13 protein-coding genes are annotated in these 14,067 nt (G+C 72.5%); 6 read left to right on the top strand and 7 right to left on the bottom strand.

Annotated features, from left to right (window positions below; translation table 11 throughout):
* Positions 1 to 83: 83 nt before the first annotated feature.
* From ACFW47_RS30560 to ACFW47_RS30535, 6 genes are all read right to left on the bottom strand, one after another.
* Positions 84 to 1,073, bottom strand: a complete 990-nt coding sequence (locus tag ACFW47_RS30560) for a zinc-dependent alcohol dehydrogenase family protein (protein ID WP_386282334.1) — start codon at positions 1,071 to 1,073, stop codon at positions 84 to 86.
* Positions 1,070 to 1,957, bottom strand: a complete 888-nt coding sequence (locus tag ACFW47_RS30555) for a carbohydrate ABC transporter permease (protein ID WP_386282332.1) — start codon at positions 1,955 to 1,957, stop codon at positions 1,070 to 1,072. Before ACFW47_RS30555 ends, ACFW47_RS30560 begins: the two co-directional genes overlap by 4 nt.
* The gene (locus ACFW47_RS30550) at positions 1,954 to 2,898 is read right to left on the bottom strand and encodes a carbohydrate ABC transporter permease (RefSeq protein ID WP_386282330.1); all 945 of its coding nucleotides are present in this window, start codon (positions 2,896 to 2,898) and stop codon (positions 1,954 to 1,956) included. The genes ACFW47_RS30555 and ACFW47_RS30550 overlap by 4 nt, the downstream gene beginning before the upstream one ends.
* The gene (locus tag ACFW47_RS30545) at positions 2,895 to 4,268 is read right to left on the bottom strand and encodes an ABC transporter substrate-binding protein (protein ID WP_386307721.1); all 1,374 of its coding nucleotides are present in this window, start codon (positions 4,266 to 4,268) and stop codon (positions 2,895 to 2,897) included. Before ACFW47_RS30545 ends, ACFW47_RS30550 begins: the two co-directional genes overlap by 4 nt.
* Before the next feature lie 79 nt (positions 4,269 to 4,347).
* Positions 4,348 to 5,118 carry a DeoR/GlpR family DNA-binding transcription regulator gene (locus tag ACFW47_RS30540; protein ID WP_386282923.1) on the bottom strand — a complete coding sequence of 257 codons (771 nt, stop codon included), beginning with the start codon at positions 5,116 to 5,118 and terminating at the stop codon, positions 4,348 to 4,350.
* A 272-nt stretch (positions 5,119 to 5,390) separates the two neighbouring features.
* The gene (locus ACFW47_RS30535; RefSeq protein WP_386307719.1) at positions 5,391 to 6,200 is read right to left on the bottom strand and encodes an NAD-dependent epimerase/dehydratase family protein; all 810 of its coding nucleotides are present in this window, start codon (positions 6,198 to 6,200) and stop codon (positions 5,391 to 5,393) included.
* A gap of 196 nt (positions 6,201 to 6,396) precedes the next feature.
* Between ACFW47_RS30535 and ACFW47_RS30530 the strand changes: the two genes are divergently transcribed.
* Both ACFW47_RS30530 and ACFW47_RS30525 read left to right on the top strand, forming a co-directional pair.
* Positions 6,397 to 7,347 carry a 5-dehydro-4-deoxyglucarate dehydratase gene (locus tag ACFW47_RS30530; protein WP_386282322.1) on the top strand — a complete coding sequence of 317 codons (951 nt, stop codon included), beginning with the start codon at positions 6,397 to 6,399 and terminating at the stop codon, positions 7,345 to 7,347.
* On the top strand, positions 7,344 to 8,513 hold the full coding sequence (locus tag ACFW47_RS30525; RefSeq protein ID WP_386307717.1) for a hypothetical protein: 1,170 nt from the start codon (positions 7,344 to 7,346) through the stop codon (positions 8,511 to 8,513). The genes ACFW47_RS30530 and ACFW47_RS30525 overlap by 4 nt, the downstream gene beginning before the upstream one ends.
* Before the next feature lie 64 nt (positions 8,514 to 8,577).
* Here ACFW47_RS30525 and ACFW47_RS30520 read toward each other — a convergent pair whose 3' ends face one another.
* Positions 8,578 to 9,816: an MFS transporter gene (locus ACFW47_RS30520; RefSeq protein WP_386307716.1), complete on the bottom strand. Its 1,239-nt coding sequence runs from the start codon at positions 9,814 to 9,816 to the stop codon at positions 8,578 to 8,580.
* 140 nt (positions 9,817 to 9,956) lie between these two features.
* On the opposite strand from ACFW47_RS30520, the gene ACFW47_RS30515 reads away from it, so the two are divergent.
* From ACFW47_RS30515 to araD, 4 genes are all read left to right on the top strand, one after another.
* Complete coding sequence (locus ACFW47_RS30515) at positions 9,957 to 10,559, top strand: TIGR03086 family metal-binding protein (protein ID WP_386282315.1); 603 nt, start codon at positions 9,957 to 9,959, stop codon at positions 10,557 to 10,559.
* A 127-nt stretch (positions 10,560 to 10,686) separates the two neighbouring features.
* On the top strand, positions 10,687 to 11,355 hold the full coding sequence (locus tag ACFW47_RS30510) for a GntR family transcriptional regulator (protein ID WP_386282312.1): 669 nt from the start codon (positions 10,687 to 10,689) through the stop codon (positions 11,353 to 11,355).
* Positions 11,352 to 12,260 (top strand): dihydrodipicolinate synthase family protein, encoded by a 909-nt coding sequence (locus ACFW47_RS30505; protein WP_386282310.1) that lies wholly within the window; start codon positions 11,352 to 11,354, stop codon positions 12,258 to 12,260. Before ACFW47_RS30510 ends, ACFW47_RS30505 begins: the two co-directional genes overlap by 4 nt.
* A complete protein-coding gene (gene araD, locus ACFW47_RS30500) occupies positions 12,257 to 13,996 on the top strand; it encodes an L-arabinonate dehydratase (protein ID WP_386282307.1) in 1,740 nt (579 codons plus the stop codon). Before ACFW47_RS30505 ends, araD begins: the two co-directional genes overlap by 4 nt.
* Positions 13,997 to 14,067 lie beyond the last annotated feature (71 nt).

The raw sequence follows: 14,067 nt of genomic DNA, 5'->3' as shown, positions 1-14,067 counted from the left end.
GTCCCCGGACCCCCGCTTTCGGACTGGACGGCCTCGTCCTCAAACACCGGACGGGCTGGAGGTGCCGGCCGGGGTGAGCCGTTCTACGGCACGACCACGATCTTCCGGCCCACCCCCGCCGCGAACTGCTCCAGCGCCTCCGGGTAGCGGTCCAGCTCGACGCGGTCGCTGATGAAGACGTCCGGGTCCAGGACGCCGCCCGCGAACAGCTCCGCCGCGCGCTCGTAGCTGTGCAGGACCGCCATGGAACCGGTGATGGTGATCTCCTGGTTGTAGATGCGGTACGGGTCGATCCGCACCCGGGTCGCGTAGTCGGCGACGCCGAACTGCAGGAAGGTGCCGGCCTTGGCGACGCGCTCCAGGCCGTCCTGGATGGCCGCCGCGTTGCCGGTCGCGTCGATGACCAGGTCCCAGCCCTGGGGGCGGTCCAGTTCGTCGGGGGTCGCGGCCGAGGCCGAGACGCCGAGGCCGCGGGCGGTCTCCAGGCGGGCCGGGTTGAGGTCCACCACGTCCACGCTCGCCGCGCCGGTCCGCTTGGCCAGCTCCAGCATCATCAGGCCCATCGTGCCGGAGCCGTAGATCAGGACGTGGGCGCCGAGGCGGGACTGGAGGACGTCGTAGCCGCGGACGGCGCAGGAGAGCGGTTCGATCAGGGCCGCGTCCTGGGTGCGGACGTGCTCCGGGAGCTTCACGCAGTTCGCGACCGGTGCCACCGCGTACTGCGCCGCGCCGCCCGCCGTGGTGACGCCGATGGCCGCCCAGCGTTCGCAGAGGTTGTTGTGGCCGGTGCGGCAGTAGCGGCACTCATAGCAGTAGAGGGACGGGTCGACGGCGACCTGGTCGCCGACGGAGACCTCCGTGACCTGGGTGCCGACGCCGACCACCTCGCCGGCGAACTCGTGGCCCGGCACGATCGGGAGCTTGGGCGCGAACTCGCCCTGGAGGATGTGCAGGTCGGTGCCGCACAGGCCGCAGGCGGCGACCTCGACGACGACCTCGCGCGGCCCTGGCGTCGGGTCCGGGACCTCGGTGACGACGGCGCGGCCCACGGACTCGATGACGGCGGCCTTCATTTCACGGCTCCCAACGACAGGCCCTGGACCAGTTTGTCCTGGGCGGCGAACCCCGCGGCGAGCACCGGCAGGGAGATGACGAGCGACGCGGCGCACACCTTGGCCAGGAACAGGCCCTGGCTGGTGATGAAGCCGGTCAGGAAGACGGGGGCGGTCTCGGCGACCACGCCCGTCAGCACCCGGGCGAAGAGCAGTTCGTTCCAGCTGAAGATGAAGCAGATGAGGGAGGTCGCGGCGATGCCGGGCAGGGCGATCGGAGCGACCACACGGGCCAGGATCGTCGGCAGTTTCGCGCCGTCCACCCGGGCCGCCTCGATGATCGCGACCGGGACCTCGGCCAGGAAGGACTGCATCATCCAGACCGCGATCGGCAGGTTCATCGACGTGTAGAGGATGACCAGCAGCCAGATGTTGTCCAGCATGCCCGTGTTCTTGGCGAACAGGTAGATCGGCAGCAGGCCCGCCACCACCGGCAGCATCTTGGTGGAGAGGAAGAAGAAGAGGACGTCCGTCCACCTCTTCACCGGGCGGATCGAGAGGGCGTACGCGGCGGGCAGGGCCAGGACCAGGACCAGGAGCGTCGAGGCGACCGACGCGACCGCCGAGTTGATCAGCGCGGGCCAGGGGCTCGCGCCGCCGTCCGCGCCGAAGAACTCGCGGTAGCCGTCCAGGGTGAGGGAGGCCGCGAAGGACGGCGGGTTGGCGGCGGCGTCCTCCTCCGAGTGGAAGGAGGTCAGGGCCATCCAGGCGATGGGCAGGAAGAAGACGACGCCGGCCAGCCAGGCGACCAGGCCCAGGCCGGCGCCCGCCTTGCGGCGGGCCCGTACGGGCTTGTCGGTGGCGGTGCCGGTGGCGGCGGGGCGTACGGCGGTGGTGGCGCTCATGCGCGGCCGACCTCCTCGCGGAACAGGGACGACACCACGCGCAGCGCGAAGGTGGCGATGATGATGGAGCCGATGACGACCAGGACGCCCGCGGCCGAGGCGAGGCCGTTCTCGTGGGCCTGGTAGAAGCTCTGGTAGACGGTGTAGGGCAGGTTGGCCGTGCCCAGGCCGCCGGACGTGATCGTGAAGACGGCGTCGAAGTTCTGGACGATGTAGATGGAGCCGAGCAGGGCTCCGAGTTCCAGGTAGCGGCGCAGGTGGGGAAGGGTGAGGTGGACGAAGATCTGCCAGTCGCTCGCGCCGTCCACCCGGGCGGCCTCGATCTGCTGCTGGTCCCGGCTCTGGAGGCCGGCGAGCAGGATCAGCATCATGAAGGGCGTCCACTGCCACACCAGCGCGGCCTCGACCGCGAGCAGCGGGGTGTTGGAGATCCAGTCGGGCTGCGGGCCGCCGACGTAGTGCAGCAGGCCGTTGAGCAGGCCGTACTCCGGGTTGTAGAGGACGTGCTTCCAGAGCAGGGCGGCCGCGACCGGGACGATGAGGAACGGTGCGATGAGCAGGGTGCGGACCACGCCCCGGCCCTTGAACCTCCGGTCCAGCAGCAGGGCGAGGGCCAGGCCCAGGACCAGGCTGGCCAGGACCACCGCCACCGTCAGCAGGATCGTCGTCCACACCGACTTGCGCAGGGCCGGGTCGGACAGCACGTCGCCGTAGTTGCCGAAGCCGGTGAAGGAGCGGGCGTCGGGATAGAGGGAGTTCCAGTCGAAGAAGGAGATCACCAGGGTCGCCACGAAGGGCAGCTGGGTGACCGCGATCATGAAGATGAGGGCGGGCAGGAGCGGGGCCCGGGTGGCCCAGGCCCTGAGCCGGGGCGACGGCGGGCGGACGGGCGTGCGTACGCGGTCGGGTGCGGCCGAGGGGGCCGTTGTCGTGACGCTCATCGTCCCTCGTACTCCTCGGAGATCTGCTCGGCGAGCTGCTGGGACTTCTTCAGGGCCTGTTCGACGGACTGGCGTCCGGCGATGGCCGCGCTGATCTCCTGGGAGACCTTGGTACCGAGGTCGGTGAACTCGGGGATGCCGACGAACTGGATGCCGGGCGCCGGGCGCGGCTGCACGCCGGGGTCCTTGGGCCTGGCGCCCTCGATGGCAGCCCGGGTCATCTCCTGGAAGGCGGCGGCCTCCTCGACGTAGTCGGGGTTCTCGTACGTCGAGGCGCGCTTGCCGGCCGGGACGTTGGACCAGCCGATCTCGTCGCCGACCAGCTGCTCGTACTCCTTGCTGGACGCCCAGGAGACGAACTGCCAGGCCTTGTCGGCGTTGCGGGAAGCCTTCTGGATGCCCCAGGCCCAGGTGTAGAGCCAGCCGGAGGAGTCGGTCTTCTCCACGGGGGCGGGCGCGTAGCCGATCTTGCCCTTGACGGGGGAGTTGGCCGACTCCAGGGAGCCGGCCGCGGAGGTGGCGTCGTACCACATGGCGACGTTGCCCTGGGTCATGTTGTTCAGGCACTCGGCGAAGCCGGACTGGGCGGCGCCGGACTGGCCGTGTCCGCGGACCAGGTCGACGTAGAACTTCGTCGCCTTCTCCCACTCGGGGGAGTCGAGCCGGGCGTTCCAGTCCTCGTCGAACCAGGTGCCGCCGAAGGTGTTCACGACCGTCGTCAGCGGCGCCATCAGCTCGCCCCAGCCGGGCAGGCCGCGCAGGCAGATGCCCTTCATGTCCGGCTCGGCGCCGTCGAGTTCGGCGGCGAGGTCCGCCACCTGGGACCAGGTGGGGCGCTCGGGCATGGTCAGGCCCTCCTGCTCGAACACGTCCTTGCGGTACATCAGGAAGGACGACTCGCCGTAGAAGGGCTGGCCGTAGAGCTTGCCGTCGTCGCCGGTGAGGGACTCGCGCATCGGCTTCAGGACGTCCTGCTGGTCGTACGCCGGGTCGTCGGTGACGTAGGAGTCCATCTCGTGCAGCCAGTCGTTGCGGGCGTAGATCGGTATCTCGTAGTTGGAGAGGGTGGCGACGTCGTACTGGCCGGCCTGGTTGGCGAAGTCCTGGCTGATCTTGTCGCGGACGTCGTTCTCCGGCAGGACGGTGAAGTTCACATCGATGCCGGTGTCCTTCGTGAAGTGGTCGGCGGTCAGCTTCTGCAACTCGACCATCTGCGGGTTGTTGACCATCAGGACGTTGATGGAGTTGCCGCCGGATCCGGCGCCGCCCGCCCCGGCCCAGCAGCCGGAGAGCAGCGGGGCGAGCAGCGTCCCTGCGGCGGCCATGGCGAGCGTGGCTCGCGGCAGCCTCCGTCGGCTCTGGGTTCGCATGGATCGCTCCTGAACATATGGGGAGGTATGGGGCACCGGAGGGTGTGGGGGTGCCCTCCGGGGACGTGAGTCGGTTTTCTCAGACGCGGATGACCTGCGGGCCGAGCAGTGAGTAGCGGTGGGCCTCGGCCGTGGGCAGCAGGGTGCTGGTGACGATCGCCTCCAGGGCGCCGACCTCGGCGAACCTGCAGAAGCTGACCGCCCCGAACTTGGTGTGCGTGCCGGCGAAGACCGTGCGGCGGGCGGCTCGGATGGCCTGGGACTTGACCTCGCTGACCGCCGGGTCGGGGGTGGTGAGGCCGTGCTCGCGGGAGATGCCGTTGGCGCCGATGTACGCCAGGTCGATGACGAAGCCGGCCAGCATCTTCGTCGTCCAGTGGTCGACGGTGGCCAGCGTGCCCGAGCGGACCCGGCCGCCGAGCAGCAGGACGGAGGTGTCCGAGGACTCGGCGAGCGCACCGGCGACCGGCAGGGAGGCGGTGACCACGGTGAGCGGGCGGTCCCGGGGCAGGGCCTCGGCGATGAGCTGGGGGGTGAAGCCCTCGTCGACGAAGACCGTCTCGGCGTCGCCGAGCAGTTCGGCGGCAGCCGCGGCGACCCGGCGCTTCTCGGGAACGTGGCTGGTGGCGCGGAAGGCGAGCGTGGTCTCGAACCCGGCGCTCTCCACGGGGTAGGCGCCGCCGTGGGTGCGGCGGACCAGGCCGTGGTCCTCCAGGGCGCGCAGGTCCCGGCGGACGGTCTCCTTGGCGACGCCCAGGTCGGCGGCGAGCGCGGTGACGTCGACGGAGCCGGTGGCGCGGGCGATCCGCACGATCTCCCGCTGGCGTTCCTCCGCCGTCCTCGTGCCCATGCCGAACACCTGCCTCACCGCCTCGTCGCCGTGACCCTGCCCGTTCGGGCCTCTGGGACCCATGGAGGAAGTTGTACAGCGGCCGTGCGGCACTGACCAGGTCTGTCGCGGAGCCGATGCTGCCCGTTTGTGCCCGTTCCGGTCGCCGGGCGCCCGTCTCGGACCTGGCAGTCGGCGGCCGGGAGGGTGGGAACGGGCAGTGCGGATGCCCGCATGCCGGGGCGGGCGGGCCCGTTCGGTGCCCGCCCGCCCCGTTGGCCGACCGGTTCCGGTCAGTACGGCCAGATCGGGGGGTCGGTCACGAAGTGACCGCCCAGGCGCGCGTGCGCCGGATCGTCCGGGTCGAGTTCGCCCTGTTCCGCGACGAGTTTGGCGGCGTACGGCTCGGAGTCGTCCTGCGGCTCGTAGCCGAGCGCCCGCGCGGAGGTGAGATCCCACCACAGGCGGGTGTTGGCGGAGGAGCCGTGGACGACGGTGTGCCCGACGTTCTCGGCGGTCAGGGCGGCGTCGAAGAGCCGGGCGCCGTCGGCGGGGCTCATCCACACCGAGAGCATGCGCACGCTGGTCGGCTCGGGGAAGCAGGAGCCGATGCGGACGGAGACCGTCTCCACGCCGTGCTTGTCCCAGTAGAGCTGGGCGAGGTCCTCGCCGAAGCACTTGGACAGGCCGTAGAAGGTGTCCGGGCGGCGCGGGGTGTCGATCGGGATGAGCGGGTCGTCGCCCCGGGGGCGCGGGGTGTAGCCGACCGCGTGGTTGGAGGAGGCGAAGACGATGCGTTGGACGCCTTCCTCGCGTGCGGCCTCGTAGAGGTTGTACGTGCCCTCGATGTTGGCCTTCAGGATCTTCTCGAAGGGGGCTTCCAGGGAGATGCCCGCGAGGTGGATGATCGCGTCGACGCCCCGGACCGCCTCGCGCACGGCCGCCCGGTCGGCCAGGTCGGCGACGACCGCCTCCGGCTCGCCCTCGATCGGGCGCAGGTCGAGCAGGCGCAACGCGTAGCCGTGGGCGGGCAGCAGCTCCCGCATCAGGGTGCCGAGGCCGCCGGCGGCGCCGGTGAGCAGGACGGTGCGGGGAGCGGGCATCCTTCGGGACTCCTGAGTTTCCTGAAGCGGCGACAGTTGTACGAATCCGTGCCTGGAGTTCATATGCGTGGACACGCTAAAGAGCGGGTGGTCGCGCGTCAAGGGGGCGCCTGCTTGACGGTGTTCACGGGGCGGCTTAGCGTGGTCGCGTTCAGAAATATAGACACAGATCATGGATATGGAATGGGGAGCGCCCGTGACCTCAGCCCCTCTCGCCGCCCGGCTCACCGTCCCCAGCGGGCCGCTGTTCTTTCCCGTCACGGCCTACGGCGCCGACGGCGGACTCGACCTCGACGTCTACCGCGCGCACGTGCGCCGCGGGGTGGACGCCGGCGCCGCCGCCGTCTTCGCCTGCTGCGGCACCGGCGAGTTCCACGCGCTGACGCCCGAGGAGTTCGAGGCCTGCGTGCGGGCGGCCGTCGAGGAGACCGCGGGACGTGTCCCCGTCCTCGCCGGTGCGGGCTACGGCACCGCCCTCGCGGTGCGCTACGCCCGCCTCGCCCAGGAGGCCGGGGCCGACGGCCTGCTCGCCATGCCGCCCTACCTGGTCGTCGCCGGGCAGGAAGGCCTGCTGCGGCACTACCGGGAGCTGGCCGCCGCGACCGCCCTGCCGGTCGTCGTCTACCAGCGAGACAACGCGGTGTTCACTCCGGAAACGGTGGTCCAACTGGCCCGCACGGACGGGATCGTCGGCCTCAAGGACGGTCTCGGCGACCTCGACCTGATGCAGCGGACCGTCAGCGCCGTGCGCACCGAGGTCCCGGACGGCGACTTCCTCTACTTCAACGGGCTGCCGACCGCCGAGCAGACCCAGCTCGCCTACCGGGCGCTCGGCGTCACCCTCTACTCGTCCGCCGTGTTCTGCTTCGCCCCGGAGATCGCCCTCGCCTTCCACCGGGCGCTGCGCGAGGACGACGACGCCACCCTGCACCGTCTGCTGGACGGCTTCTACCGGCCGTTCGTCGAACTGCGCGCCCAGGGCCGCGGGTACGCCGTCGCCCTGGTCAAGGCGGGCGTACGGCTGCGCGGCCTGGACGTGGGGGAGGTGCGGACGCCGTTGCAGGAACCGGCCGAGGACCACGTGAAGCAGCTCGCCCTGCTGATCGAGCGGGGCCAGGCGCTGCTGGACGCGGAGGGCGCCAAGTGAGGACGTCGGCGTTCGTCTACCCCTGGGACGTCAACGGGGACCCGGCGGCGGCGGAGCGCGTCGCGGACCTCGGCGTGGAGCAGGTGACGCTCGCCGCCGCCTACCACTCCACCCGCGCACTGACCCCCCGCCACCCGCGCCACCGCGTCGTCACCGCCGAACACGCCGCCGTCCTCTACCCACCGGACACCGCCCGCTGGGAAGGCCGCGAGCTGCGCCCGTACGAGGCCGGCGACTGGGCGCCCGGCGACGCGTACGGCGAGGCCGCCGGCGCGCTCGCGGCCGCGGGCCTGGAGGTGCACACCTGGGTCGTCCTCGCCCACAACTCACGCCTCGGCGCGGAACACCCGCAGACCTCCGTCGTCAACGCCTACGGCGACCGCTACCCCTGGGCGCCGTGCGTCGCGCAGCCCGACACACGCGCGTACCTCACCGACCTGGCCGCCGAGGCGGCGACGCGTCCGGGGGCGCGCGGCACCGAGCTGGAGTCCCTCGGCTGGTACGGCCTCGCCCACCTGCACGCCCACGACAAGACCGGCGGGGTCGGCCTCGGGGACGCCGGGCAGTACCTCATGTCCCTGTGCTTCTGCCCGCACTGCCGGGAGGGCTACGGCGCGCAGGGCCTCGACGCCGACGCACTGTCCGCCGCCGTGCGCGCCGCGCTGGAGCCGGTGTGGCGGGGGACGGCACCGTCGGACGGAGGCTGGGCGGGCGTGGAGAAACTGCTCGGCGAGGGGTGCGCGAACGCCACGCGCGCCTGGCGGGACGAGCGGGCCCGCACCCTCCAGGAGGCGGTGATCGCGGCCGTGCGCGCCGCCGCGCCCGACGGCTTCCGGGTCCTGCTGCACGCCGACCCGGTGTCGTACCACTGCGGCGCCAACGCCGGTGTCGACCCCGCGCACATCCTCTCCGTCGCGGACGGCGTGGTCGTGCCCTGCACGGGCGGCGCGGGCCTGCTGACACCGTTCGCCGAGCAGGGCCGCGAGGGGGCCGTCCTCGCGGCCAACCTCACCGTGGTCTCCGGGATGGGCGGCCGCCCCGGCACGCTCGCCGCGGACGCGGCGCGTGCACGAGAACTGGGCGCGACGGAGCTGCGGCTGTACCACGCGGGGCTGGCGTCGGACGGCGATCTGGAGACGGTGCGGGCGGCGCTGCGGACGGGGTGAGCGGGGGCGGGGTGGTTCCGGGTGCGGGTCGGTGGGGGCTCGTCGCCCGGTTCCCGCGCGCCATTCAGGGGCGTTCGGTGTGCGTGTCCGGGGGAGTGCGGACCAGTGCCGTCGCCGTCGCTGCCAGGACCGCGCCCAGCGCCGGCATCGTCAGGCGCAGGCCGACCGTCTCGACCAGCACGGCGCCCACGGCCAGCCCGAGCGCGTTCGGGGCGAAGACCAATGAGCCGGCCGTCGCGGTCACCCTGCCCAGCAGCGCGCCCGGCGTCTCGTGCTGGACGGCGGTCAGGGACGCGATCAGTACCGCGGGCAGTCCCGCGCCGATCGCCGCGCCGGACGCCAGGGCCACGGCGTCGTACGGCGCCGCCCGCGCCGTCACCGCCACGGCCAGCAGGGCGATCCCGGCCGCCGCGAACCGTCGTCCGCCCAGCCGTCGCAGGGCCGGCCCCGCCAGCAGCCCGACCACCACCGACCCGGCGCCCTGGACGGCGTACAGCGCACCCGCGTAGGCGGGGGAGTGCCCGAGGGCGTCGACGACGGCGTAGGCCGTGGCGCCGTTCACGCCCGCGCACAGCATCGTCACGCCGCCCGCCGAGACGAGCGGGCGCAGCCGGGGATGCCCCCACAGGTACCGGGCGCCCTCGGCCGTCTGCCGCCGCCAGTTCACCGCGGGCCGTTCCGGCTTCGCCTCCCGCACGCGCAAGGCCGCGTACAGCCCCGTGGCCAGCACGAACGTCGCCGCGTCCAGCAAGGCCACACTCGCGCCGCCGTACGCCGCGTACAGGCCCGCCCCGGCCGCCGGCGCCACGAGTTTCACGCCCTCGTTCGCGGTCGTGCGCAGCCCGTTGAAGTCGCCGAGCAGGCGGGTGCCGACGGCGGAGGCGACGAGGGCCGACTCGGCCGCGTCGTGCACGACGCCCGCCGCGCCGTACACGAACAGCACGGTGAACAGCAGCCACAGGGTGTCCGGTGAATCGACCGCGAAGAGGGTGAGCAGGAGGACGGCCATCAGCAGGCTCGTACCGATCAGCAGGGGCCCCCGGCGAGTGCGGTCGGCGAGCGTGCCCAGCGCCGGGCCCACCAGCGTAGGCGCCCACATGGCGAGCATGGACAGCGCCGCGAGTCCGTCCGAGCCGGTGAGGTCCTTCACCCAGACGCCGGCCGCCAGCCACAGCGCCGAGGTGCCGAAACCGGACACCACCACCCCGGCGAGATACAGGCCCGCGTTGCGGTCGCGCAGGACGCGGGCCACGGGCCAGCGGCTGCGCGTCGTCTTCCTCGTGTGCGTCGTCCTTGCCGTCATGCCTGGTCATCGTCGGTCTAAGGCCCGGATGCCGGCATCGGGCAGGTGCCTTGGAAGCGGGCGTGGCCGCCGATGAGTTTCGCGGCCGTGATCGGTCTACCTCCTGACAGAGCCGCCCGCCCGTTTCCGAGGAGCAGCCGATGACCACCGACCCCGCCACCCTCGACCTCGGACCGCAGGCGCGGGTCCTGGCACGCCTCGCCGAGGGCGTGAGCGACGCGCGGCTCGCCGGCCCGACACCCTGCCCGGACCTGGCCGTCCACAACCTGCTCGGCCACCTGACCGGCCTGGCCGTCGCCTTCCGCGACGCCGCGCGCAAGGAGCTGGGCGCCACCACCGACACCAGCCCCGAGGCGGCCGTGCCCGACGTCGGCCCCGGCTGGCGCGGGGAGCTGCCGAAGGTGCTCGGCGAACTCGCCGAGGCCTGGCGCGACCCGGCGGCCTGGACCGGCATGACCCGGGCCGGTGGCATCGACCTGCCGGGCGAGGTGGCCGGCGCCGTCGTCGCCGACGAGCTCGTGATCCACGGCTGGGACCTGGCCCGCGCCACCGGCCAGGAGTACGCCCCCGACCCGGCAGCCCTCCAGGTGGCGTACGGCCTCCTCGCCGCCTCCGCCGAGGAGGCCGACCGGGACGCCGGCATGTTCGGCCCCGTCGTCCCCGTTCCCGCCGACGCGCCGCTGCTCGACCGGGCGGTGGGCCTGAGCGGACGCGACCCGCGCTGGACGCCGCCCGCCCGGTAGCAACCACCAGAACCTCAACTTCCTCTGTCAGAAGCATTGACGCCGCCCCGCGCCCCTCTTACCTTCAACGCGTCGTACTCCGTACGTCATATATGAGACGCGATACGCGATATCCCGAGAGGCGCGCATGACCTCTGTGCCCACGCCGATCCCCTCCCGCACGCAGTACGTGCTGGAGGAGATCAAACGCCGCATCCTCACCGGCCGGCTCACCCCCGGCCAGGCCCTGGTCGAGACCGACCTCGCCGCACAGTTCGGGGTGTCCAAGACACCGGTGCGCGAGGCGCTCAAGACGCTGGCCGGTACCGGACTGGTGGTGATGAACCAGTACAAGGGCGTCACGGTGCGCATGGTGGACGCGGACATGGCGCGCGAGGTCTACGACGTGCGGCTGCTCCTGGAACCCGAGGCGCTCAGGCGCGCCGTGCGCCGCGGAGCCTCCCTGGACGCCGCCAGCGACGCGCTGACACGGGCCGACCGGGCCACGGACACCGCCGAACGGTCTTTGGCCAACCGGGAGTTCCACCGCGCCCTGTACGTGCCGTGCGGCAACCCGCTGCTCGGCCGGATGCTCGACGAGGTCCGCGACCAGGCGGCCCTCGTCTCCGCCGTCGCCTGGGCCGCCGACCCCTCCTGGGAACGGGAGGCCGGTGAGCACCAGGAGATCCTGCGCCTCGCCCTCGCCGGCGACGCGGACGGCGCCGCACGCGCCCTCCACGCGCACATCGCGTCCTTCGTCGAGCGGGCCTTCCCCGAAACGGGAGCCCAGGTCCAGGAAGAGGACGGTCAGGCATGACAGCGACGTTCGAGACCCAGCGGGCGGCCCTGGCCGACGTGGTGGCGATCCCGGTGACCCCGTTCGCCGAGGACGGCTCCGTCGACCCCGCCACCTACCGGGCCCTGCTGCGTCGTCTCCTCGACGGTGGCATCACGACCCTCACCCCCAACGGCAACACCGGCGAGTTCTACGCCCTCTCCCCGGCCGAGCGCAGCCTCGTCACCGAGCTGACGGTCGAGGAGGCCGGCGACCGCGCCGCGATCCTCGTCGGGGTCGGCCACGACGTGCCGACCGCCGTCGCCTCCGCCCGGCACGCCCGCGACCTCGGCGCCTCCATGGTCATGGTCCACCAGCCCGTCCACCCCTACGTGTCCCAGGGCGGCTGGGTCGACTACCACCGGGCCATCGCCGAGGCCGTGCCCGAGCTGGGCGTCGTGCCCTATCTGCGCAACCCGCAGCTGCCCGGCGCCCGCCTCGCCCAGCTCGCCGACGCCTGCCCCAACGTCATCGGCGTCAAGTACGCCGTCCCGGACGCCGCCCGCTTCGCCGCCTTCGCCCGCGACGCCGGCCTCGACCGCTTCGTGTGGGTCGCCGGGCTGGCCGAGCCGTACGCGCCGTCGTACTTCTCCGCGGGCGCCACCGGCTTCACCTCGGGCCTGGTCAACGTCGCCCCGGCCGTCTCGCTCAACATGATCGAAGCGCTTCGAGCCGGTGACTACCCGGCCGCCATGAAGGTCTGGGAGCAGATCCGCCGCTTCGAGGAACTGCGCGCCGCCAACGGCTCCGCCAACAACGTCACCGTGGTCAAGGAGGCCCTCGCGTCGCTGGACCTCTGCCGCCGCGAGGTCCGCCCGCCGAGCAAGCCGCTGCCCGAGGACGAGCGCGCCGAGGTCGCCGCCATCGCCGCGGGGTGGTCGATATGACAGCCCCGACCGGCCGGAAGTCCCCGGAGCAGCTCCGCAGCCACCAGTGGTACGGCACCGACGGACTGCGCTCCTTCAGCCACCGCGCCCGCACCCGCCAGCTCGGCTACCTGCCCGAGGAGCACCTCGGCAAGCCCGTCATCGCGATCCTCAACACCTGGTCCGACATCAACCCCTGCCACGTCCACCTGCGCGACCGTGCCCAGGCCGTCAAGCGGGGCGTCTGGCAGGCGGGCGGCTTCCCCCTCGAGTTCCCGGTCTCCACGCTCAGCGAGACCTTCCAGAAGCCGACCCCCATGCTCTACCGCAACCTCCTCGCCATGGAGACCGAGGAGCTGCTGCGCTCCTACCCGGTCGACGGCGCCGTGCTCATGGGCGGCTGCGACAAGTCCACCCCCGCCCTGCTCATGGGCGCCGCCAGCGTCGACCTGCCGACGGTGTTCGTGCCCGCGGGACCCATGCTCCCGGGGCACTGGCGCGGCGAGACCCTCGGCTCCGGCACCGACATGTGGAAGTACTGGGACGACAAGCGGGCCGGCCTCATCGGCGACTGCGAGATGCAGGAGCTGGAGAGCGGCCTGGCCCGCTCGCCCGGCCACTGCATGACGATGGGCACCGCCTCCACGCTGACCGCCGCCGCCGAAGCCCTCGGCGTCACCGTCCCGGGTGCCTCCAGCATCCCGGCCGTCGACTCCGGCCACGACCGGATGGCCGCCGCCGCCGGACTGCGCATCGTCGAACTCGTCCACCGGGACCGGAAGCTGAGCGACATCCTCACGGCCGACGCCTTCGAGGACGCCGTCACCACCGTGCTCGGCCTCGGCGGCTCGACCAACGCCGTGATCCACCTGATCGCCATGGCGGGCCGCGCGGGCGTCACCCTCACCCTCGACGACTTCGACCGCGTCGCCCGCACCGTCCCGGTCCTGGCCAACGTCCGCCCCGGCGGCCGGACGTACCTGATGGAGGACTTCCACTTCGCCGGCGGCCTGCCCGGTTTCCTCTCCCGCATCCCCGACCTGCTCCACCTGGACCGGCCCACCGTCGCGCACGACACGATGCGCGAGCAGATCGCGGGCGCCCGGGTGCACCACGACGACGTCATCCGGCCCCGCGACAACCCGGTCGCGGCCGAGGGCGGGGTCGCCGTCCTGCGCGGCAACCTCTGCCCCGACGGCGCCGTCATCAAGCACATCGCCGCCGAGCCCCACCTCCTCAAGCACACCGGCCCCGCGGTCGTCTTCGACGACTACAAGACGATGCAGCGGACCATCAACGACCCGTCCCTCGGCATCACCGCGGACAGCGTGCTCGTCCTGCGGGGTTCGGGCCCCAAGGGCGGACCGGGCATGCCCGAGTACGGCATGCTGCCCATCCCCGACCACCTGCTCAAGCAGGGCGTGCGCGACATGGTCCGGATCTCCGACGCCCGCATGAGCGGCACGAGTTACGGCGCCTGCGTGCTCCACGTGGCGCCCGAGTCGTACGTCGGCGGACCGCTGGCGCTGGTCCGCACCGGCGACTCGATCACCCTCGACGTCGAGGCCCGCTCCCTCCACCTGGGCGTGGACGACGAGGAGCTGGAGCGCCGCAGGGCCGCCTGGACACCGCCGCCCGCCCGCTACGAACGCGGCTACGGCGCCCTCTACAACGAACAGATCACCCAGGCCGACACCGGCTGCGACTTCGAGTTCCTGGCCCGCCCGGGCAAGGTGCAGGACCCGTACGCCGGCTGAGCCCCGTACGACACGAACACCCCCGCACACCCCTGTACGCCGAGAAAGCGCTTCCTGCACGACCCACGCAC

It is taken from the genome of Streptomyces sp. NPDC058796 (genome assembly GCF_042745235.1).
Lineage (GTDB): Bacteria > Actinomycetota > Actinomycetes > Streptomycetales > Streptomycetaceae > Streptomyces.
This window is presented reverse-complemented; position numbering and strand designations above follow the sequence as displayed.